The sequence below is a fragment of the Streptomyces sp. NPDC044921 genome (assembly GCF_056432865.1).
On record NZ_JBWKIF010000022.1, the window covers coordinates 21152 to 43226 of the forward strand.

At 73.8% G+C, this 22075-nt stretch carries 20 protein-coding genes; 17 read left to right on the forward strand and 3 right to left on the reverse strand.

The window, feature by feature from the left end; genetic code table 11:
* The first annotated feature begins 17 nt into the window (after positions 1-17).
* Genes AC07DA_RS28745 through AC07DA_RS28760 form a run of 4 tightly spaced genes read left to right on the forward strand, consistent with a single transcriptional unit; the run spans position 18 to position 4535 of the window.
* Positions 18-1382: a glutamine synthetase family protein gene (locus tag AC07DA_RS28745; protein ID WP_479131123.1), complete on the forward strand. Its 1365-nt coding sequence runs from the start codon at positions 18-20 to the stop codon at positions 1380-1382.
* A gap of 29 nt (positions 1383-1411) precedes the next feature.
* Positions 1412-2785 (forward strand): aldehyde dehydrogenase family protein, encoded by a 1374-nt coding sequence (locus tag AC07DA_RS28750; RefSeq protein ID WP_479131124.1) that lies wholly within the window; start codon positions 1412-1414, stop codon positions 2783-2785.
* Entirely contained in the window at positions 2782-3567 is a 786-nt protein-coding gene (locus AC07DA_RS28755) for a 3-oxoacyl-ACP reductase (protein WP_479131125.1), read from the forward strand. The genes AC07DA_RS28750 and AC07DA_RS28755 overlap by 4 nt, the downstream gene beginning before the upstream one ends.
* A 47-nt stretch (positions 3568-3614) precedes the next feature.
* Complete coding sequence (locus AC07DA_RS28760; RefSeq protein ID WP_479131236.1) at positions 3615-4535, forward strand: DUF2510 domain-containing protein; 921 nt, start codon at positions 3615-3617, stop codon at positions 4533-4535.
* A 12-nt stretch (positions 4536-4547) separates the two neighbouring features.
* Here AC07DA_RS28760 and AC07DA_RS28765 read toward each other — a convergent pair whose 3' ends face one another.
* On the reverse strand, positions 4548-5750 hold the full coding sequence (locus AC07DA_RS28765) for an amino acid deaminase/aldolase (RefSeq protein ID WP_479131126.1): 1203 nt from the start codon (positions 5748-5750) through the stop codon (positions 4548-4550).
* A 1609-nt stretch (positions 5751-7359) separates the two neighbouring features.
* Between AC07DA_RS28765 and AC07DA_RS28770 the strand changes: the two genes are divergently transcribed.
* Genes AC07DA_RS28770 through AC07DA_RS28780 form a run of 3 tightly spaced genes read left to right on the forward strand, consistent with a single transcriptional unit; the run spans position 7360 to position 10140 of the window.
* Positions 7360-8172 (forward strand): hypothetical protein, encoded by an 813-nt coding sequence (locus AC07DA_RS28770; protein WP_479131128.1) that lies wholly within the window; start codon positions 7360-7362, stop codon positions 8170-8172.
* A 16-nt stretch (positions 8173-8188) separates the two neighbouring features.
* Positions 8189-9367, forward strand: coding sequence for a type VII secretion-associated serine protease mycosin (gene mycP, locus AC07DA_RS28775; protein WP_479131129.1), 1179 nt, complete (start codon positions 8189-8191; stop codon positions 9365-9367).
* Positions 9368-9411: 44 nt separating this feature from the next.
* Positions 9412-10140 (forward strand): SseB family protein, encoded by a 729-nt coding sequence (locus AC07DA_RS28780; protein WP_479131130.1) that lies wholly within the window; start codon positions 9412-9414, stop codon positions 10138-10140.
* A gap of 53 nt (positions 10141-10193) precedes the next feature.
* Here AC07DA_RS28780 and AC07DA_RS28785 read toward each other — a convergent pair whose 3' ends face one another.
* Positions 10194-10550: a DUF1844 domain-containing protein gene (locus AC07DA_RS28785; protein ID WP_479131131.1), complete on the reverse strand. Its 357-nt coding sequence runs from the start codon at positions 10548-10550 to the stop codon at positions 10194-10196.
* Positions 10551-10946: 396 nt separating this feature from the next.
* Here AC07DA_RS28785 and infC point away from each other — a divergent pair, with 396 nt between their 5' ends.
* The 10 genes from infC to AC07DA_RS28835 all read left to right on the forward strand — a co-directional run bounded on the left by infC (position 10947) and on the right by AC07DA_RS28835 (position 21781).
* A complete protein-coding gene (infC, locus tag AC07DA_RS28790; protein WP_479131238.1) occupies positions 10947-11585 on the forward strand; it encodes a translation initiation factor IF-3 in 639 nt (212 codons plus the stop codon).
* Positions 11586-11692: 107 nt separating this feature from the next.
* Positions 11693-11887: a 50S ribosomal protein L35 gene (rpmI, locus tag AC07DA_RS28795; RefSeq protein WP_003977225.1), complete on the forward strand. Its 195-nt coding sequence runs from the start codon at positions 11693-11695 to the stop codon at positions 11885-11887.
* Positions 11888-11981: 94 nt separating this feature from the next.
* Positions 11982-12365: a 50S ribosomal protein L20 gene (rplT, locus tag AC07DA_RS28800; RefSeq protein WP_003989074.1), complete on the forward strand. Its 384-nt coding sequence runs from the start codon at positions 11982-11984 to the stop codon at positions 12363-12365.
* 88 nt (positions 12366-12453) lie between these two features.
* The gene (locus AC07DA_RS28805; RefSeq protein WP_479131132.1) at positions 12454-13314 is read left to right on the forward strand and encodes a TrmH family RNA methyltransferase; all 861 of its coding nucleotides are present in this window, start codon (positions 12454-12456) and stop codon (positions 13312-13314) included.
* A gap of 53 nt (positions 13315-13367) precedes the next feature.
* Positions 13368-14519 (forward strand): sensor histidine kinase, encoded by a 1152-nt coding sequence (locus AC07DA_RS28810; RefSeq protein WP_479131133.1) that lies wholly within the window; start codon positions 13368-13370, stop codon positions 14517-14519.
* Between the two features lie 128 nt (positions 14520-14647).
* Positions 14648-15769: a phenylalanine--tRNA ligase subunit alpha gene (gene pheS, locus AC07DA_RS28815; RefSeq protein WP_479131134.1), complete on the forward strand. Its 1122-nt coding sequence runs from the start codon at positions 14648-14650 to the stop codon at positions 15767-15769.
* Complete coding sequence (pheT, locus tag AC07DA_RS28820; RefSeq protein ID WP_479131135.1) at positions 15769-18282, forward strand: phenylalanine--tRNA ligase subunit beta; 2514 nt, start codon at positions 15769-15771, stop codon at positions 18280-18282. Before pheS ends, pheT begins: the two co-directional genes overlap by 1 nt.
* A 212-nt stretch (positions 18283-18494) precedes the next feature.
* Positions 18495-19514 (forward strand): PP2C family protein-serine/threonine phosphatase, encoded by a 1020-nt coding sequence (locus tag AC07DA_RS28825; RefSeq protein ID WP_479131136.1) that lies wholly within the window; start codon positions 18495-18497, stop codon positions 19512-19514.
* A gap of 274 nt (positions 19515-19788) precedes the next feature.
* Positions 19789-21129, forward strand: coding sequence for a transcriptional regulator (locus tag AC07DA_RS28830; protein ID WP_479131137.1), 1341 nt, complete (start codon positions 19789-19791; stop codon positions 21127-21129).
* A 106-nt stretch (positions 21130-21235) separates the two neighbouring features.
* Entirely contained in the window at positions 21236-21781 is a 546-nt protein-coding gene (locus AC07DA_RS28835) for an NUDIX hydrolase (protein WP_479131138.1), read from the forward strand.
* Between the two features lie 12 nt (positions 21782-21793).
* Here AC07DA_RS28835 and AC07DA_RS28840 read toward each other — a convergent pair whose 3' ends face one another.
* Positions 21794-22051, reverse strand: coding sequence for a hypothetical protein (locus AC07DA_RS28840; protein WP_094057196.1), 258 nt, complete (start codon positions 22049-22051; stop codon positions 21794-21796).
* Positions 22052-22075: the final 24 nt, after the last annotated feature.

The following is a 22075-nucleotide window of genomic DNA, read 5'->3' on the forward strand; positions in this document are numbered from 1 at the left end:
CCGAAGGAGGCTCTCCCGTGGCAGACCGCACACCCCCGCTGAGCGTCGAGGAACTGCACGCCCTCGTCGCCGGCGGTGAGATCGACACTGTCGTCCTGGCCTTCCCCGACATGCAAGGACGGCTCCAGGGCAAGCGGTTCGCCGCACGCTTCTTCCTCGACGAAGTCCTGCACCACGGCACCGAGGGCTGCAACTACCTGCTCGCCGTCGACACCGAGATGAACACCGTCGACGGCTACGCGATGTCCTCCTGGGACCGCGGCTACGGCGACTTCGCCATGCACCCGGACCTGGCCACCCTGCGCCGCGTGCCGTGGAACGAGGGCACGGCCATGGTCCTCGCCGACCTCGCCTGGGAGGACGGCTCCCCGGTCGTCGCCGCCCCGCGCCAGATCCTGCGCCGCCAGCTGGAGCGCCTGGCCGAGCTCGGCTACACCGCCCAGGTGGGCACCGAGCTGGAGTTCATCGTCTTCAAGGACACCTACGAACAGGCCTGGGACGCGAACTACCGCGGCCTGACCCCGGCCAACCAGTACAACATCGACTACTCGGTCCTCGGCACCGGCCGCATCGAGCCCCTGCTGCGCCGCATCCGCAACGAGATGGCAGGCGCGGGACTCACCGTCGAGTCCGCCAAGGGCGAGTGCAACCCCGGCCAGCACGAGATCGCCTTCCGTTACGACGAGGCCCTGGTCACCTGCGACCAGCACGCCGTGTACAAGACCGGCGCCAAGGAGATCGCCGCCCAGGACGGCATGTCGATCACCTTCATGGCCAAGTACAACGAGCGCGAGGGCAACTCCTGCCACATCCACCTCTCGCTCGCCGACGCCGACGGCACCAACGCCATGGCCGGGGACGGCGAGGGCGGCATGTCGGACGTCATGCGGCACTTCCTCGCCGGCCAGCTCGCCGCCCTGCGCGAGTTCTCGCTGCTCTACGCCCCCAACATCAACTCCTACAAGCGGTTCCAGCCCGGCTCCTTCGCCCCGACCGCCGTCGCCTGGGGCCGGGACAACCGCACCTGTGCGCTGCGCGTGGTCGGCCACGGCCGCTCGATGCGCTTCGAGAACCGCCTGCCCGGCGGCGACGTCAACCCCTACCTGGCGGTGGCCGGGCTGGTCGCGGCGGGCCTGCATGGCATCGAACAGAAGCTGGAACTGCCCGAGCCCTGCGCCGGCAACGCCTACACCGCCGGCTTCGCCCACGTCCCCACCACCCTGCGCGAGGCCGCCGAGCTCTGGGAGCACAGCGCCATCGCCCGGGCCGCCTTCGGGGACGAGGTCGTCGCCCACTACCGCAACATGGCGCGGGTCGAACTGGACGCCTTCGACGCCGCGGTGACCGACTGGGAGCTGCGCCGCTCCTTCGAACGCATGTGAGGCCCTCGTTGTCTTCGGAGTCTTCAGAGTTGTCTTCCGCGCACCTTCTGGACGTACTGAACCCCGCGACCGAGGAGGTCGTCGCCGCCGTCGCCGGGGCGAGCCCGGCCGACGTCGACACGGCCGTCGTACGCGCCGCGCGGGCACAGCACGCCTGGGCCGCCCTCGCCCCCGGCGACCGCGCCCGGCTGCTGCGCCGCTTCGCCACCACCGTCGACGAGCACCTGGAGGAACTCGCCCGGCTGGAGGTCCGCGAGGCCGGGCATCTGATCGGCAACGCCCGCTGGGAGGCCGCCAACGTCCGCGACCTGCTGGACTACGCGGCCGGGGGAGTGGAGCGGCTCACCGGACGGCAGATCCCCGTGCCCGGCGGCCTGGACGTGACGATCCTCGAACCGCTCGGCGTCGTCGGCGTGATCGCCCCCTGGAACTTCCCCCTGCCGATCGCCGCCTGGGGCACCGCCCCCGCCCTCGCGGCCGGCAACGCGGTCCTGCTCAAACCCGCCGAGACCACCCCGCTCACCGCCCTGCGCCTGGCCGAACTCGCCCTGGAGGCCGGGCTGCCCGAGCACCTCTTCCAGGTCCTGCCCGGACGCGGCGACATCACGGGCGACGCCCTCGTCCGGCACCCCGGCGTCGCCAAGATCGTGTTCACCGGCTCCACCCGGACCGGCACCCGCGTCGCCGCGCTCGCCGCCGGGCAGGTCAAGCCGGTCACCCTCGAACTCGGCGGCAAGAGTCCCAACATCGTCTTCGCCGACGCCGACCTGAAGAGCGCCGTCGACCCCTTCTCCTTCCTCGACAACTCCGGCCAGGACTGCTGCGCCCGCACCCGCGTCCTGGTCCAGCAGTCCGTTTACGACGAGGTCCGCGCGCTCCTCGCCGACGCCCTGTCCGCCGTGGTGGTGGGCGACCCGGCCGACGAGAAGACCCAGATGGGCCCGCTGATCTCCCGGCAGCAGCTCGACCGCGTCCGCGGCTTCGTGCCCGACGACGCCCCGGCCCTGCGCGGCAGCGCCCCGGAGGGACCCGGCTTCTGGTTCCCGCCGACCGTGCTCACCGGGGAGCGGCCCGACTCGCCCGCGGCCCGCGAGGAGATCTTCGGCCCCGTCGCCGTGCTGCTGCCCTTCACCGACGAGGAGGACGCGATCCGCCTCGCCAACGACACCCCCTACGGCCTGTCCGGCTCCATCTGGACCCGGGACGTCGGCCGCGCCCTGCGCGTCTCCCGGGCCGTGCGCGCCGGGAACCTGTCCGTCAACTCCCACGCCAGCGTCCGCTACTGGACCCCCTTCGGCGGCTACAAGCAGTCCGGCGTCGGCCGCGAACTCGGACCCGACGCCCTGGCCGCCTTCACCGAGACCAAGAACGTCTTCATCAGCACGGAGGGCCCCGCACAGTGACTGCCCAGGAAAGCATCTGCCGCCGTCTGGTCGGCCGCACCGCCGTCGTCACCGGAGCCGGCAGCGGCATCGGACTCGCCGCCGCCCGGCGCCTCGCCTCCGAGGGCGCGCACGTCGTCTGCGGCGACGTCGACGAGACCCGCGGCAAGGCCGCCGCCGAGGAGACCGGCGGCACCTTCGTGAAGGTCGACGTCACCGACCCCGAGGAGGTCGAGGCCCTGTTCAAGACCGCGTACGACACCTACGGCAGCGTCGACATCGCCTTCAACAACGCCGGCATCTCCCCGCCCGACGACGACTCCATCCTGGAGACCGGCCTGGAGGCCTGGAAGCGCGTCCAGGAGGTCAACCTCACCTCCGTCTACCTGTGCTGCAAGGCCGCCATCCCCTACATGCGGCGCCAGGGCAAGGGCTCCATCATCAACACGGCCTCCTTCGTGGCCCGGATGGGCGCTGCCACCTCCCAGATCTCCTACACCGCCTCCAAGGGCGGCGTCCTCGCCATGTCCCGGGAACTGGGCGTGCAGTTCGCCCGCGAGGGCATCCGGGTCAACGCCCTGTGCCCCGGGCCGGTCAACACCCCGCTGCTGCAGGAGCTGTTCGCCAAGGACCCCGAGCGCGCCGCGCGCCGCCTGGTGCACATCCCGGTCGGCCGGTTCGCCGAGGCCGAGGAGATCGCCGCCGCCGTCGCCTTCCTCGCCAGCGACGACTCCTCCTTCGTGAACGCCACCGACTTCCTCGTCGACGGCGGCATCGCCGGGGCGTACGTCACACCCCTGTAGGGCGCGTCCGCCCGGCCCGGGCCGCGGCCTACAGTGCCGGGATGAGCATGACGCCCCCACCCGGCTGGTATCCGGACCCGCACGCACCGCACCTGCGGCGCTGGTGGGACGGCACGGCCTGGACCGAGCACCGCCGCACGCCCGAGGCCCCCACCACCCCGGTGCCCGCCGCCCCGGTGCCCACGCCCCCGGGCGGCGGCACCGGGCGGGCGAAGACCGTCGCCCTCGTCGCCGCCGGGGCCGTCCTGGTCGCGGCCATCGTCACCGGAGCGGCCGTCCTCGGCGGCGACGACGGCGGAACGCAGACCAGGACGGCCCCCACGTCCACCGCCGCCGCCACGCCCGAGTCCCCGGAACCGACCCCCGAGGAGTCCACCCCCGCGCCGTCCGCGGACGACCCCTCGGTCGTCGAGGACCAGCTCAACGGCGTCACCTTCCCGCTCCTCGACGGCTGGGTCCGCCCCCGGCACGTCGCCCAGGACGACGTCGTCATGACCACGGACGGCACCTACGACTGCCCCGGCGACGGCGCCGTCTGCCGCCACGGCCTGGTCATCTCCCGCACCGTGACCGCGAACGACGAGACGTCCCCCGAGGCGCTCGCCAAGGCGGACATCGCCGACGCCGCCGAGGACGCCTTCGACCGCGACGCGATCGGCCAGAAGCCCTACGGCGGGATGGAGTCCCACCGGCTCGTGAAGCAGGGTCCGGTCGCGGTGGCGGGCCGCGCCGGGTACTTCGTGCGCTGGCGCGTGCACACCGCCAAGGGTCCGGGCGGCTATGTCCAGTCGCTCGTCTTCCCCTCCAGCGTCGGCACCGAGTCGCCGGTCCTGGTCCGGTTCGTCTTCGACGCGGGCGCGGAGGGGCCGCCGCTCGCCGACATGGACCGCATCACCAAGGGCATCCGCCCGGCCGGCGACGCGGACACCGGCGGCGGCGTGGGCAGCAGCATCGGCCCGACCGGCTGACCCGGCAGCGGGTTACAGGAACGTGTGTCCCTCGCCCCGGTAGGTCGGCACGGCCGCGGACACCGTGTCGCCCTCGACGAGATGCAGGGTGTCGAACCGCTCGCACAGCTCACCGGCCTTCGCGTGCCGGAACCACACCTTGTCGCCGATCAGCAGGTCGTCGGCGGGCGAGCCGAGCAGCGGCGTCTGCACCTCGCCGGCGCCCTCCTGCGGGTCGTAGCGCAGCCCCTCGGGCAGGTACGGCACGGGCGACCGGTCGGGCCCGGCCGCACCGGAGGCGGGGTACCCGCCGCCGAGCACCGTCACGACCCCGACCCCCGGCCGCCGCACCACCGGCTGCGCGAACAGGGCGGCCGGCCTGCCACGGAACGACGTGTAGTTGTCGAACAGCCGCGGTACGTACAGCCCCGACCCGGCGGCGATCTCGGTGACCGCGTCCTCGGCGGCCGTGTGCTGCACGGAGCCGGTGCCCCCGCCGTTGACGAACTCCAGCGTCGGCACCACGGCCCGCACCGCCCGCACCACCTCCGCGCGCCGCTCGGCCAGTTCGCGCCTGGCGGCGGCCTGCATCAGCCGGACGGCGCGCGAGCGCAGCGGCCGCCCCGCCACCGCGTCCCCGACCCCGGCGACATGACCCTCGTACGCCATGATCCCCACGACCTCGAAACCGGGCCGCCGGGCCACCGCGCGGGCCACCTCGGCGACCTCGGCGGGGGAGTGCAGCGGCGAACGCCGGGCCCCGATCCGCACCCGCCCGCCCAGCAGCCTCAGCGAGGTGTCCAACTCCAGGCACACGCGCACGACTTCGCGTCCGCCACCCCGGGAGGCGTCGATCAGGTCCAGCTGGGCGACGTCGTCGACCATGACGGTCACCGCGGCGGCGAGCTTGGGGTCACCGGCGAGTTCGGCGTACCCGGCGCGATCGGCGGACGGGTAGGCGAGCAGCACGTCCTCGAAGCCCGACCGGGCCAGCCACAGCGACTCGGCGAGCGTGAACGACATGATCCCCGCGAAGCCGTCCCGGGCCAGGACGCGTTCCAGCAGCGCCCGGCACCGCACGGACTTGCTGGCGACCCGGATCGGCTTGCCCCCGGCGCGGCGCACCAGGTCGGCGGCGTTGGCGTCGAAGGCGTCCAGGTCCACGATCGCGAGAGGGGCGTCGAGATGGGCGGTGGCCCGGTCGTAACGGGCCCGGTCGGCGGCGCGCGCAGTCATGAACGCAGCCTGCCAGAACGGATTACCGCAGGGTAGGGGGACGTTCCGGGCAGATGCCCCGGGCTCGCGGACTGGTTCCCGTTCGCCCGGGGACAAGCCGTAGAGTGACGCGCACGTACGGCGGACGACGCCGGCCGCGCAGCCGTGCCGGGATGACGCTCCGTCCGTACGGGTAGGTGTGCCCGGACGAGTCGGTGCCGGGCCTCGGGCGGAACGACACCGGCCCGCGCGCGCAGCGTGGCCCGGGCCGAGGAACGGGGGGTGCATGAGCACGGAAGCGCGACGCGCCTCCTTCCCTCCGCGCCCCGCACACCCGCCGGCCCCGACGCAGGCCCCGGCCGCCGCGTCCGGCCCCGTGGGCCACGGTCCCTCGGCCGCTGACGAGCCGACGGCCGCGGGCACCGGCGGCCCTGGCACCGCCGCGGAGGGCACGGGCGCCCCCCGGGGCGGTACGACGGGCTCCGCCGAGTGCGCCCCCGACGACCGACGCCCGCACGAGCGTCGCTTCCCGGACCCCGGCACGACGGCCCCCCGGCGCGAGGAGCCGGCGTCACCTCCGCCGCCCCGCGCGTCGTCCCGCCTCCCGGACGCGCCGCCCGGCACGGGCTACGACCGCGGGTCCGCGCCCGGGACCCCCGACCGCCCGTTCCGCATCACGGCGCGCGGCGGTGCGCAGGCCCGGACCGGAGCGTCGCCCCGGACGGCCGACATCCCGTCGCGCCCGGCCGAGAGCAGTCGTACCGCCACCTCCTCCGAGGCGACCGGCGCGTCCCGTCGTCCCACCGCGACCGGCCGTACGGACACCCCCGCGGGCAGCTCGCCGGCGACGACCGGCCGCCCGTTCCGTCTCGCCCCGCCCCGCCCGGTGCGACCTCCCGCCGAGCCCGCCTCCGGGACCACCGCCCGTCCGCGCCCGGCCCCCGGGACCCCGTCCCCCGCCGACCCCTTCCACCGCCCGGGCGCGCAGGGACCGCCCGCGGCGCGCTCCGACGTCCCGCCGCGCCCGGCACATGGGCCCAGGCCGGGCGCCGGTACCGGCACGCCCGCCCCGGGCACGTCGACCGGTTCCGACAGGCCCGCCGGCTCCGGTGACGCGGACACGGCTTCCGGCAGGACCGCCCCCGGCGCCCCGGACGCGACTTCCGGCAGGACCGCCCCCGGCGCCCCGGACGCGACTTCCGGCAGGACCGCCCCCGGCCTCCCGGACGCGTTCGCCGGCGGGTCCGCTCCTGGTGTCCGGGACGCGGTTTCCGGCGGGACCTCCCCTGGTGTCCGGGACGCGTTCGCCGGTGGGTCCGCTCCTGGTGTCCGGGACACGACCGCCGGCAGGACCGCCCGCGCGGACGCCGGTGCCGCCACCGGCCGCGGTACGCCGCTGCCCGAGCGGCCCTCCGAGCGCCCCGCACCCGCCGCCCCCACCGAACCGCCGCGCGGCACCATGCCCCCTCAGCGGTCCGCCCGGCGGCCCGCCCCGCCCGTTCCGGCCCACCGCCCCGCTCCCTCCACCCCGCCGGCCACGGACACCACTGGCGCCGACAGCCCGGACCCCGCACTCTCGTGGAGCGCCCCCCTCAGCCCCGGTGGCGCCCCGGGCGCCACGCGTCCCCGTGTGTCGTTCGGGGAGCCCGAGGGGTACGACGGCGACGCCCGGCCCCGGGCGCTCGGACGGCGGGGGGCGTTGCAGGCCGCCGCTGCCGCCGTCTGCCTGGTGCTCGGACTGGGGCTGATCTCGGGCGCGGTCACCGGCAGCTGGCTCGTCGGGGGCTCCGGCGAGGACGGCGCGCGCAGCACCTTCACCGCCGCCGGCGGCCTCTGGCACAGCGTCCCGGTCGACCAGCTGTTCCCCCGCACGGTGCAGGGCCAGGGCGCCGGCCCCGGCGGAGCCGACCGCACCTGGACCCGGATAGCCGTCGCCCCGGACAGCGGCTGCGAGAACGCCTTCGACCCCCTGCTGCGCAAGGCCCTCGCCCCCGTCGGCTGCGCCCGCCTGCTGCGCGCCACGTACACCGACGCGACCGAGAGCCACGTGACCACCGTGGGCCTGCTGTTCACCGACGCCGACGCCCCGGGCATGACCTCCCTCGCGAACCGTTTCCGCAAGGAGCGCCTGGACCGCCGCAGCGACCTGATGCCCCTGCCGTACGCCGCGAAGGACACCCCCGCCGCGGACTTCGGGCCCGGACAGCGCGCCTCCTGGACCGTCTCGGTGCTCACCGAGGCCCCGGTCGTCGTCTACGCCGTCTCCGGCTGGGCCGACGGCCGTACCGTCGACGACCCCCAGCCCGCCGAGGACGCCATGGAGTCCGGCGCCGCCACCGCCCCCGCCCAGGCGGGCCTCGGCCACGAGGCCCAGGGCCTCGCCGACCGCGTCGAACGCGCCCTGCGCAGGAACGTCCGCTCGGCCACGGAGCAGCCGTCGTGAAGCGGGAGCAGCCGTCGTGAAAGCCGTCACCTCCCGCGCGGGCGGGCTTCTGGGCGTCCTCCTCGCCGCCGGACTGGCCCTGGTCCCGGCCGCCCCCGCCCACGCCGACGGCATCCGCGCCCAGCAGTGGGCCCTGGAGGCCATGCACACCCAGGAGGCCTGGCAGACCACGAAGGGCGCGGGCGTCACCGTCGCCGTCCTGGACACCGGCGTCGAGGCCGACCACCCCGACCTGGCCGGAAACGTGCTCCCGGGCAAGGACCTGGTCGGTTTCGGGGCCGAACCCGGCGACCGCGCCTGGGCCCGCCACGGCACCGCCATGGCCGGCATCATCGCCGGGCACGGCCACGGCCCGGGCAACGCCGACGGCGTCCTCGGCATCGCCCCCGAGGCGAAGATCCTCCCGGTGCGCGTGATCCTGGAGGACGGCGACCCCTCCCGCGCCAAGGCCCGCAGCACCCGCGGCAACGCCCTCGCCGAGGGCATCCGCTGGGCCGCCGACCAGGGCGCCGACGTCATCAACCTCTCCCTGGGCGACGACTCCGCCTCCGCCCACCCCGAACCCGCCGAGGACCAGGCGATCCAGTACGCCCTGGAGAAGGGCGTGGTCGTCGTCGCCTCCGCCGGCAACGGCGGCGAGAAGGGCGACCGCATCTCCTACCCGGCCGCCTACCCCGGCGTCATCGCCGCCACCGCCGTCGACCGCGCCGGAACCCGCGCCCCCTTCTCCACCCGCCGCTGGTACGCCACCGTCAGCGCCCCCGGCGTCGACGTCGTCATCGCCGACCCGGACCACAAGTACTACGAGGGCTGGGGGACCAGCGCCGCCGCCGCCTTCGTCTCCGGCGCCGCCGCCCTGGTCAAGGCCGCCCACCCCGGCCTGTCCCCGGCCCAGGTCAAGACGCTCCTGGAGGACACCGCCCGCAACGGACCCGTCGGCGGCCGCGACGACTCGCGCGGCTTCGGCTTCGTCGACCCGGCCGCCGCCATCAGGGCCGCCGCGCGGATGAAGCCCGAGCGCCTCCAGTCGGCCTCCTACGGCGAGAAGTACTTCGGCAGCGGCCCGGACGCCGCCTCCTCCGGCGACGGCACCGCCGACTGGGCGGCCCCCCTCGCGGGCAGCGCCGGCGGCGTGCTGCTGGTCGCGGCCGTCGTCCTGTGGCGCGGCCGCCGCACGAGCCACCGGGACCTCTGAGCCGCCGGCCGGGACGCCTCGGCCGGCCGATAGGGTCGACGACCGTGGCGAACAAGAACATCCCGGACCCCGGTTTCTCCGACGACGACGGCTCCGCCGACCCCCGGCTGAGCGCGGCCCTCGCCGCCTGGTCGGAGGACCGCACCGCCGTGGCACCCGTCCTGGAGGCGCTCAGGGGCGCCCGGCTGCTCGTCCCCGTCGTGGCCGTGCTCGGCGAGGCCGAGGAGGACGAGAACGGGCTGCGCCGCGAGAAGACGAGCGACATGGCCGTCCCCACCCTCAAGGCCGGGAACCGCACCGCCCTGCCCGCCTTCACCTCCACGGACTCCCTCGCCCGCTGGGACGCCGGGGCACGTCCCGTCGCCGTACCGCTGCACCAGGCCCTGCAGGCCGCCGCGCACGAGAAGGCCGACACGATCGTGCTGGACCTGGCCGGACCCGTGCCGTTCGAGCTCACCGGACCCGCCCTGCTCGCCCTCGCGGAGGGCCGCGCCAGCACCGACCCGCTCGCCGACCCGGCCGTCGTCGGCGCCGTGCGCGAGGCCGTGGCCGCCGAGCCGGCCGTGCTGCGCGCCCACCTGGGCCCCGGGCGGGCCGACGGCACCCTGGCCCTGGTCCTGGACCCGTCCGCGGCTCCCGCCGAGGCCGCCCGGGCGGTCGCCGAGCGGCTGGCCGCCGACGAGACACTGAGGGCCCGCCTGGTGCGCGGTCTCGACCTGGCCCTGCTGCCGGCCGAGGCGACGCCCCCGGGCGAGCCCCTCTTCGTGCGCTGAGCGACGTGCGCGGCTGAGCGACCTGCGCTGAGCGACGTGCGCCGGGCGACCTGCTAGCCGTAGACCGGGCCGGTGTACTTCTCGCCCGGGCCCTGGCCGGGCGCGTCCGGGACGAGCGAGGCCTCGCGGAAGGCCAGCTGCAGCGACTTCAGACCGTCGCGCAGGGGGGCCGCGTGGAACGAGCTGATCTCGGTCGCCGACGCGTCCAGCAGACCGGCCAGCGCGTGCACCAGCTTGCGCGCCTCGTCCAGGTCCTTGTGCTTCTCGCCCTCCTCGGTCAGACCGAGCTTGACGGCGGCCGCGCTCATCAGGTTGACGGCGACCGTCACGATCACCTCGACCGCCGGGACCTCGGCGATGTCGCGGGCCATGGCGTCGAAGTCGGGGGACTCAGGAGGGGTCTCACTCATGCCCCACACGATAGGCGCAGGACGGTGCCGCGCCGCACCAGGCCCCGACCCGTGCCGATTAGCCCTTCCTGGCCATTGCTGGTAACCTCGTGTAACGACCGGTCGGACACGTGTGCCTCGCAGCCCGCGAGCCCGACCCACAAGTGGAGGCTTTCGAACTCCCACCTGACCGCCCCCAGGGCGTCGGGTCACCGGTCAGACGGCCCCGCCCCCGTGGCGGCGATCCGTCCGAAAGCGCGCCCCGCGGCTCCCCGCGGCGGTGCTCCGGTAGTTCGAGGAGCCCCGCCTGGGAATCGTCCGGGGCATTTTTCTTGCTTCGGCGCGGTTAGGTCTGTCGAAAAGAGACGTTACGCGGCCGTCCGCCAGACCGTCGCGTGGTGCTACCGAGGAGGATCCATCAGCGCCGAGCCCCGCATCAACGACCGGATTCGCGTTCCCGAGGTGCGACTTGTCGGTCCCAGTGGCGAGCAGGTGGGCATCGTCCCCCTGGCCAAGGCACTGGAGCTTGCGCAGGAGTACGACCTGGACCTGGTCGAGGTCGCGGCGAACGCCCGTCCGCCCGTGTGCAAGCTCATGGACTACGGGAAGTTCAAGTACGAGTCGGCCATGAAGGCCCGTGAGGCGCGCAAGAACCAGGCGCACACGGTCATCAAGGAGATGAAGCTCCGGCCGAAGATCGACCCGCACGACTATGACACCAAGAAGGGTCACGTCGTTCGGTTCCTCAAGCAGGGCGACAAGGTCAAGATCACGATCATGTTCCGTGGTCGCGAGCAGTCCCGGCCCGAGCTGGGCTACCGGCTGCTGCAGCGTCTCGCGGAGGACGTGGCCGACCTCGGGTTCGTGGAGTCGAACCCGAAGCAGGACGGCCGGAACATGATCATGGTCCTCGGTCCGCACAAGAAGAAGACCGAGGCGATGGCCGAGGCTCGTCAGGCGCAGGAAGCCCGCAAGGCGGAAGCGAAGGCCAACCCCGGCAAGTCGCAGAACGCCGCGGACGCCGAGGCGTCGGCCGAGGAGCCCGCCGAGGCGTGACCCCCGGGACGCGAGTCCCAGGAAGCAACCGAAACAAGACGACGCTCCACCGTGCCCGGTTTCACGACCGGGCACCGGAGCGCCACCGACGAGGAGAGAACGGCGCTATGCCGAAGAACAAGTCGCACAGCGGTGCCAGCAAGCGCTTCAAGATCACCGGCTCCGGCAAGGTGCTGCGCGAGCGCGCCGGCAAGCGCCACCTGCTCGAGCACAAGTCGTCCCGTGTGACGCGTCGCCTCACCGGCAACGCCGAGATGGCCCCGGGCGACGCCGCGAAGATCAAGAAGCTTCTCGGCAAGTGACGCCCGGCGCGTGAGCGCCGCGCGTCAGGACCGGGACCCAATCGATTTCGGGCCGTGTGAGGACCACCGCGGCCCCGCTACAAGGAGTTAAGAAGTGGCACGCGTCAAGCGGGCAGTCAACGCCCACAAGAAGCGCCGGGCGATCCTCGAGCAGGCCTCCGGCTACCGCGGTCAGCGTTCGCGCCTGTACCGCAAGGCCAAGGAGCAGGTCACCCACTCGCTGGTCTACAACTACAACGACCGCAAGAAGCGCAAGGGTGACTTCCGCCAGCTGTGGATCCAGCGCATCAACGCCGCCGCCCGCGCCAACGGCATGACCTACAACCGCTTCATCCAGGGTCTGAAGGCCGCGAACGTCGAGGTCGACCGCAAGATCCTGGCCGAGCTGGCCGTCAACGACGCCGGCGCGTTCGCCGCGCTCGTCGAGGTCGCCCAGAAGGCGCTGCCGAGCGACGTCAACGCCCCCAAGGCGGCCTGACGCCGGCTCCGAGCCGATGTGACTGACAGGACCCGCAGGCCGAACGGCCTGCGGGTCCTGCTGTGCAGCTACCGAGAAAGCGAACAGGATGTCCCCTGCCACCCCCGAGCTCATCTCCCCCCGCTCCTCCCGCGTCCAGGCGGCGCGACGGCTGGCCAAGCGGAGCTTCCGGGGGAAGGAGCGGCTGTTCCTCGCGGAGGGGCCGCAGGCGGTGCGGGAGGCAGCCGGGCACCGGGCCGGGGGCGCGGCCACGCTGGTGGAGCTGTTCACGACGCTGGAGGCCGCGGAGCGGTACGCCGACATCATCGGTGCCGCGCGGGACGCCGGAGCGCGCGTGCACCTCGCCGCCGAGCAGGTCATCGCCGACATCTCCACCACCGTCACCCCGCAGGGACTCGTCGGGGTCTGCCGGTTCCTCGACACGCCCTTCGAGGAGGTCCTGGCGGCCCGGCCGCGGCTCGTCGCCCTCCTCGCCAACGTCCGCGACCCCGGCAACGCGGGCACCGTGCTGCGCTGCGCCGACGCCGCCGGCGCCGAGGCGGTCGTGCTGACCGACGCCTCCGTCGACGTGTACAACCCCAAGGCCGTGCGCGCCTCCGTCGGCTCCCTGTTCCACCTGCCCGTCGCCGTCGGCGTCCCCGTCGAGCGGGCCGTCGAGGCGCTGCGCGCCGCCGGTGTCCGGGTCCTGGCCGCCGACGGGGCCGGTGACCGCGACCTCGACGACGAGCTCGACAAGGGCACCATGGGCGGGCCCACCGCCTGGGTCTTCGGCAACGAGGCCTGGGGTCTGCCGGAGGAGACCCGGGCCCTCACCGACGCCGTCGTGCGGGTCCCGATCCACGGGAAGGCCGAGAGCCTGAACCTCGCCACCGCCGCCGCCGTATGTCTCTATGCGTCGGCGCGTGCACAGCGCGCCCCCGGAGGGTGCCGCTCCGTCACCGGGAGCTAGTAGGGTGACCAGCTCAGGGACCCTCCGCGGAGCCTGAGAGGTGGGGTACGGGGATGAGCGTCGGCACGAGCAGCGCACCGGGAGCCCGGGACGCCGGGAGCCCGCCCGCCGCGTCCCGGCCGGCCGGTGATCTCGCCGACCTCGGCATCGACCCGGACCAGCTGCCCGACGGGCTGGTCGTCGCCGACGAGCAGGGCCGGGTCATCTGCTTCAACGCCGCCGCCGAGCGCATCACCGCCGTCCGCGCCCGGGACGCCCTCGGGCAGCGCCTGGAGAAGGCCCTGCCGTTAGAGGACCTCGAAGGCCGCCGCTGGTGGCAGCTGACCGACCCCTACGGCGGCCTCGCCATCCGGGTCGGGCAGCCCGAGCGCAACCTCCTGCTGCCCGGCGGGCGCGAGGTGCTGGTCTCCGCGCGCTACGTGCGCACCCGCCCCACCGGACCCGTCCGGCGCCTGGTCGTCACCCTCCGCGACACCGAGGCCCGCCGCCGCACCGAGCGCAGCCACGCCGAGCTGATCGCCACCGTCGCCCACGAACTGCGCTCCCCGCTCACCTCCGTCAAGGGCTTCACCGCCACGCTGCTGGCCAAGTGGGAGCGGTTCACCGACGACCAGAAGCGGCTGATGCTGGAGACCGTCGACGCCGACGCCGACCGCGTCACCCGGCTCATCGCCGAGCTGCTCGACATCTCCCGGATCGACTCCGGCCGCCTGGAGCTGCGCCGCCAGCCCGTCGACATCGGCGCGGCCGTCGGACGGCACATCCAGGCCTACGTCGCCGCGGGACAGCCCGCCGACCGCTTCCTGCTGCGCGTCCAGCAGCCGCTGCCCGACCTGTGGGCCGACCCCGACAAGATCGACCAGGTGCTCAGCAACCTGCTGGAAAATGCCGTGCGGCACGGCGAGGGAACTGTCACGATCGACATCACGGCCACGGCGTCCCTGCGCGAGGGCGAGTACGCCGAGAACGCAGCCACGTCGGTCACGGTGAGCGACGAGGGGCCCGGCATCCCGGAGGAATCCATGAACCGCGTCTTCACCCGCTTCTGGCGGGGCAGCAAGCGCGGCGGCACGGGCCTCGGGCTCTACATCGTCAAGGGCATCGTCGAGGCCCACGGCGGCACCATCACGGTCGGCCGCGCTCCCGGCGCCGGCGCCGAGTTCCGATTTACCCTGCCCGTGGGGGCCCCGGCGTATCTCGCCTGAAGGACCACGGGCGCATTCGTATACCTCCACCCCGTTAGACTCGGCCCTTGGCACCTTTGTGTCCCGCAGACGGCCGTCGGAGTCGGTGACGGGGACCTTCAGCCAGCCAACCGGAAGCACGGGAAGAGATGTCGGCACCGAATAAGTCGTACGACCCTGTCGAGGTCGAGACGTTGAAACCGGAAGAGATCGAGCGCATGCGGGACGAGGCGCTCGCCGCCTTCGCCGCCGCGGACTCCCTCGACGCGCTCCACGAGGCCAAGGTCGCCCACACCGGCCCCGCCTCGCCGCTGGCCCTCGCCAACCGCGAGATCGGCGCCCTGCCCCCGCACGCCAAGGCCGAGGCCGGCAAGCGCGTCGGCCAGGCCCGCGGCGCCGTCAACAAGGGTCTCGCCGCGCGACAGGCCGAGCTGGAGGCCGAGCGGGACGCCCGCGTGCTGGTCGAGGAGGCGGTGGACGTCACGCTGCCCTACGACCGCGTGCCGTCCGGTGCCCGGCACCCGCTGACCACGCTGTCGGAGCGCATCGAGGACGTCTTCGTGGCCATGGGCTACGAGGTGGCCGAGGGCCCGCAGGTCGAGGCCGAGTGGTTCAACTTCGACGCGCTCAACATCGGTCCGGACCACCCGGCCCGCGGCGAGCAGGACACGTTCTTCGTGCAGAGCCCGAACGGCGATGCCGAAAGCGGTGTCGTCCTGCGCACGCACACCTCGCCCGTGCAGATCCGCTCCCTGCTCGACCGCGAGCTGCCCGTCTACGTCATCTGCCCCGGCCGCGTGTACCGCGCCGACGAGCTGGACGCCACGCACACGCCGGTCTTCCACCAGGTCGAGCTGCTCGCGGTGGACGAGGGCCTGACGATGGCCGACCTCAAGGGCACGCTGGACCACATGGTCCAGTCGCTGTTCGGCGCGGACATGAAGACCCGGCTGCGGCCGAACTTCTTCCCGTTCACCGAGCCCAGCGCCGAGATGGACATGCTCTGCTACGTGTGCAAGGGCGAGTCCGTCGGCAACCCCGACCGTTCCTGCCGGACCTGCTCGTCCGAGGGCTGGATCGAGCTCGGCGGCTGCGGCATGGTCAACCCCCGCGTGCTGCGGGCCTGCGGGGTCGACCCGGAGAAGTACAGCGGCTTCGCCTTCGGGTTCGGCATCGAGCGGATGCTGATGTTCCGCCACAACGTCGAGGACATGCGAGACATGGTCGAGGGTGACGTCCGGTTCACCCGGCCGTTCGGGATGGAGATCTGATGCGGGTCCCGCTTTCTTGGCTGCGGGAGTACGTCGACCTGCCGGCGACGGAGACCGGCCGGGACGTCCAGGCCAAGCTCATTTCGGCCGGTCTGGAGGTCGAGACCGTCGAGCGGCTCGGCGCCGACCTCAAGGGCCCGCTGGTCGTCGGCCAGGTGCTGACGATCGAGGAGCTGACGGAGTTCAAGAAGCCGATCCGCTTCTGCACCGTCGACGTCGGCCGGGCCAACGGCACGGGCGAGCCCCAGGAGATCGTCTGCGGCGCCCGCAACTTCGCGGTCGGCGACAAGGTCGTCGTGGCCCTGCCCGGCTCCGTCCTGCCCGGTGACTTCCAGATCGCCGAGCGCAAGACCTACGGCAAGATGTCGCGCGGCATGATCTGCTCCAGCGACGAGCTGAGCATGGGCGACGACGGCACCAAGGGCATCATCGTGCTGCCGCCGGAGACCGAGGTCGGCAAGGACGCCGTCGAGCTGCTGGAACTGGTCGACGAGGTCCTCGACATCGCCGTCACGCCCGACCGCGGCTACTGCCTGTCCATCCGCGGCGTCGCCCGCGAGACCGCCATCGCCTACGGCCTGCCGCTGCGCGACCCGGCGCTGATCGACGTGCCCGGCCCGAACGCCTACGGCTACCCGGTGCGGATCTCCGACCCCACCGGCTGCGACCGCTTCACGGCCCGCACGGTGACCGGTCTGAACGCCGAGGCCCGCTCCCCGATCTGGCTGCAGCGCCGGCTGCAGAAGGTCGGCATGCGCCCGATCTCGCTCGCCGTCGACGTCACCAACTACGTGATGATGGAGCTCGGCCAGCCGCTGCACGCCTACGACCGCAGTCTGGTCCAGGGCACCATCGGGGTGCGCCGGGCCGAGCCGGGCGAGAAGCTCACCACCCTCGACGGCGTCGAGCGCACCCTGGACGCCGAGGACCTGGTGATCACCGACGACCGCGGTCCGATCGGGCTCGCCGGTGTCATGGGTGGCGCCAACACGGAGATCGCCGACCACGACGACGTGGAGAACGCCACGTCCGACGTGGTCATCGAGGCGGCGCACTTCGACGCGGTGTCCATCGCGCGCACGGCCCGCCGGCACAAGCTGTCCTCCGAGGCGTCGCGCCGCTTCGAGCGCGGCGTCGACCCGCAGGCCGCCGCCGCTGCCGCGCAGCGCACGGTCGACCTGCTGGTCCTCCTCGCCGGCGGCACGGCCGAGGCCGGCGTCACCGAGGTCCTCGCCCCGACCGCCCCGCGCACCATCTCCCTCCCGGCCGACCACCCGGACAAGGTCGCGGGCGTCGCCTACGGCCGCGAGACCGTCGTCCGGCGGCTGCAGGAGATCGGCTGCGACGTGTACGGGCAGGACGAGCTCATCGTCACCGTGCCGTCCTGGCGGCCCGACCTCACCGACCCGAACGACCTGGCCGAAGAGGTCATCCGCCTGGAGGGCTACGAGAACCTGCCCTCCACGCTGCCCAAGCCGCCGGCCGGCCTCGGCCTCACCGGCCGGCAGCGGCTGCACCGCCGTGTCGGCCGCGCCCTGGCCGGCGCCGGCTACGTCGAGGCGCTGAACTACCCGTTCATCGGCGAGCAGGTCTTCGACCAGCTGGGCCTGGAGAAGGACGACCCGGCCCGCCGTGTCGTGCGGCTCAGCAACCCGCTGAGCGACGAGGAGCCCGCGCTGCGCACGACGCTGCTGCCGGGTCTGCTCGCCGCGCTGCGCCGCAACGACGGCCGGGGCTCGCACGACCTCGCGCTGTTCGAGACGGGCCTGGTGTTCCGGCCGCGCGAGGAGCGGCGGATCGCCGCCGTGCTGTCCGTCGACCGCCGCCCCAGCGGCGAGGAGCTCGCCGAGCTGGACGCGGCACTGCCCGAGCAGCCGCGGCACGTCGCCGTGGTGCTCGCCGGTGCGCGCGAGCAGGCCGGCTGGTGGGGCAAGGGCCGTCCGGCGGACTGGGCCGACGCGGTCGAGGCGGCGCGGTCCGTCGCCCGCGAGGCCGGTGCCGGGCTGGTCGTCCGCAAGGGGCAGTACGGGCCCTGGCACCCGGGGCGGTGCGCCGAACTGGCCGTCACCGTGGACGGTGCCGAGCGGGTCGTGGGGCACGCCGGTGAGCTGCACCCCCGGGTCGTGAAGGCGTTCGGCCTGCCCGCGCGCACCTGCGCGATGGAGCTCGACCTGGACGCCGTGGAGGCGGCGGGTGACGCCACGGTGGCGGCGCCGCGGATCTCCACGTTCCCCGTGGCCACGCAGGACGTCGCCCTGGTCGTCGACGCGGTGGTTCCGGCGGCGGAGGTCGAGGAGGCCCTGCGCGACGGGGCCGGTGAGCTGCTGGAGTCGATCCGGCTGTTCGACGTGTACGAGAACGCCGAGCAGCTGGGTGACGGCCGGAAGTCGCTCGCCTACGCGCTGCGGTTCCGGGCGGCCGACCGGACGCTGACCGTGGACGAGGCGTCCGCGGCCCGGGACGCGGCCGTCGCCCTCGCCGGTGAGCGGGTGGGGGCCGAGCTGCGGAGTTAGTGCCGTGGGGGCTGCGCGGTGACTCCGGCCGCGAGTTCGCTGTGGCCGGTCGCGCAGTTCCCCGCGCCCCTTGCGGGGCGGGTCACCTCACTCTTTTGAGTGGTATAGGTGGCCGATCCCGCCTTTTCGGGCGGACCGTCCCACAGAATCGGACCGGCCTTCTCGGGCCGGTCCGATTCTGTGTGTCAGGGGCCTGATGGGGGGCCATCGGCATGATCCGCGTCAGGGGTCGGGTGCGTGGCCTCGGAGCGCCGGCGGCGTGGGGCGCGGCGGCCGTCACGTACAAGCTGGCCTGCCCGCTCGCCCAGCAGACCGATCTTCCGGCACGGATCCTGACCAGCGCCGTGTTCCTCGCGGTCGGCACCGGCCTGATCCTGCACGTGCGGCGGTCGCTGATGCGCGAGCTGCGGCAGCTGCGCCGGGTCGCGGGCGCCGCGCAGCACGCGCTGCTGCGGCCGCCGCCGTCCCGCGTCGACGGGCTGGACGTCGCCGCCGCCCAGCTGCCGGCGGAGCGCGGCGCGGCGATCGGCGGCGACCTGTACGAGGTCGTCGCCACCGAGCACGGCGTCCGGGCCGTGATGGGCGACGTCCGCGGGCACGGCATCGGCGCGCTCGGCACGGTCGCGGCCGTGCTCGGCTGCTTCCGCGAGGCCGCGCACGACGAGAAGGAACTCGGCGGTGTGCTGCGCCGGCTGGAGCGCGCCCTGGAGCGGCACCTGCGCCAGGAGCACCCCACCGGCGACGCCGAGGAGTTCGTGACCCTGCTGCTCGTGGAGATCCGGGCCGACGGCGAGATCCTCGCCCTGAACTGCGGCCACCCCTGGCCGTACCGGCTCAGCGGGAGCGCGGTGGAACACCTCACCGCCGGTGACCCGTATCCGCCCCTGGGGCTGTTCCCCCTGCCGGACGCCGACCTGCCCTGCGTCGGCCTGGGGCGCCTGTGCTCCGGTGACGGCCTGTTCCTCTACACGGACGGTGCCCAGGACGCGCGGGACGGGCATGGCCGGTTCTTCCCCCTGCCGGCCGTGCTGGAGAGCGCCGTGCGGAACGAGCCGGCCTCCCCCCAGCAGGTGCTCGCCAGGGTCTCCACGGCCCTGCGGCACCACATCCGCGGAGCACCGGCCGACGACATCGCGCTGCTGGTGCTGACCAACGGCAGGGGCGCGCCGCCCGGGGCGTGCGGAAGCGCGCGACCAGCCACCACGTGCCCCCGGCCGGCGCGGCACCACTGACGTCATGGCGGCGCACCGCCCGGCACCGGCCGGCGATGCCGTCCGCCCCGCCACGGAGTGTCGGGCAGGCGGCCGGGCGGACGGCGGAAGCGGGCCGCCGCACTGTACGAGGGGGAGCCGGCGGCCCGGCCGGCCTCTTGCGAGGCATTTCAGTCAACCGGTCGGCGACGGAGAGCGACAGTGCGCACACGGTGCGGATTCGGGCACTCCGTTCACACCCCGTGTGAAGCCGGACCCACTAACCTGGCCGCACCGAGCCACCCGGGGGGCCCACATGCAGCCCAACACTCTGCTCGACGCGATCCTGGACGAGGCGGGGATCTCGCACGCGGGGCTGGCCGCACACGTGAACCAGGCGGGACGGGCACGAGGTCTGTCCCTGCGCTACGAACACACCGCCGTCGCCCGGTGGCTGAAGGGGCAGCGCCCCCGGGGCCAGGTGCCGGACCTGATCTGCGAGGTGCTGGCCGCCCGGCTGCAGCGGCCGGTCACCCTGGACGACATCGGCCTCGGCGTCCCCGGCGAGCCGTCCGCCCCGCACACCGGCTCCCTGTCCGGGTTCGTCGAGCGGGCCACCGCCCTGTGGCGCTCCGACCAGCAGCAGCGCCCGCACATCCTGGACGCCCCCGCCCTCACGGGCACCCCCGCCGTCATGCCCGTGTGGGAGTGGGAGAATCCGCCGGAGGACGTCGACGTCTCCCGGGGCGGCAGACACCGGGTCACCCAGGGCGACCTGGAGATGCTGCGGGCGGCCCGTACGCACTACGAGCAGATGTACCGCAAGGCCGGGGGCATCGCGACGCGCGCCCGGATCGTCGGATTCCTCAACGCCGAGGCCGCCCCGCTGCTGCGCGGCAGCTACACCGACGAGACCGGCCGCCAACTGCACCGGGCCACCGGCGGGCTGGTCGCGGTCGCCGGCATCTGCGCCTACGACTCCGACGCGCACGGCCTCGCCCAGCGCTACTTCCACCAGGCCCTGCGCCTGGCCAAGGCCAGCGGCGACCGGGGGCTCGGGGCGTACGTCATCGCCCTGCTGGTCAACCAGTCGCTGTTCATGCGGGAGTACCGGCAGGCCGTGGCCTTCGCGGAGGCCGCGCTGCGGGCCGCGGGCAAGCACATCACCCCGGCGCTCGCCTCCGACCTCTACGCGATGCAGGCCAAGGCGTACGCGCATCTCGGCGACGGCGGCAGCGCCCTGTCGTGCATCCGGCGCGCCGAGCGGGCCGCCGAGCGCATCCGGCGCGGCTACGAGCCCGACGAGACCGGCTACGTCCAGCCGGGCCTGGTCAACGTCCAGGTGGCCGAGGCGCTGCTCAGCCTCGGGGAGATCGCGGCCGCCGGGGAGCACGCCGCGGCCGCCGTCGACAACCCGGCGCACGACCGGGGGCGCGTGCACCGGCTCGCGATGCTCAGCACCATCGAGCTGCGGCAGGGCAACGCCGACAAGGCGGTCGCCATCGCCGTGCAGATGGCCGAGCAGGCCCGGGGCATGGAGTCCCAGCGGTTGCGCGACCGGCTGCGCGCGGTGCGCGAGCACCTGGTGCGCAGCGGGTGCGCGGGCACGGCCGAGGCCGCCGAACTCATCGACGGGGCACTGCGCGTACCGTTGTAGATCCCGGGCCGCGGTGCCCGTGTGTCCCGAGCCGCTTCCTGTGCGCCTGCTGTGGCCACGTCCCTGCTGCGATATTGCCACTTACTCGACGGAAGGTGGCAGAACCGTGCAGTGGACGAAACACAACGAACAAACTGTGTACTCAAACCGCTGGTTCAGCGTCAATCTGGCGGATGTCGAACTACCGGACGGCCGGCACCTCGACCACTTCCTCATACGCCTGCGGCCCGTCGCCGTGGCCACGGTGGTCAACGAGGCCAACGAGGTGCTGCTGCTGTGGCGGCACCGCTTCATCACGGACAGCTGGGGGTGGGAACTCGCGGCGGGCGTCGTGGAGGACGGCGAGGACGTCGTCCGCGCGGCCGCCAGGGAACTCGAGGAGGAGACCGGCTGGCGGCCGGGACCCCTGCGCCACCTCATGAGCGTGGAGCCGTCCAACGGGCTCACCGACGCCCGGCACCACGTGTACTGGGCGGACGAGGGCGAGTACGTCGGGCACCCCGTGGACGACTTCGAGTCGGACCGCCGGGAATGGGTGCCCCTCAAACTCGTCCCCGACCTGGTCGCCCGCGGCGAGGTCCCGGCCGCCAACATGGCGGCCGCGTTACTTCTGCTGCACCATCTCAAGCTCGGACAGGACACGTTGCCCTGACCCGGTGTGGCCTTACCGTCCGAACGCCTGCCAGATCGCCACGACGAGGGCACCCACGGCGGTGAGGGCGGCGACCGCGGGCAGCGGCCAGCGCGCGTGTTCCAGTGTGTGGATCCGGGTGTTGAGTTCCTCGATCTCCTTGGCGGTCTCCTCGGTGCGGTGACTGAGCAGTGCCAGGCCGCCCTCGACGCGGGCGTACGCCACGTCGAGGCGGCGTCGTAACTCTGCGAGTTCTCCATGGACGACGGGATGCTCGGGATCGACGGTCACGATTCCGCTCCTTTCCGTAGTCGT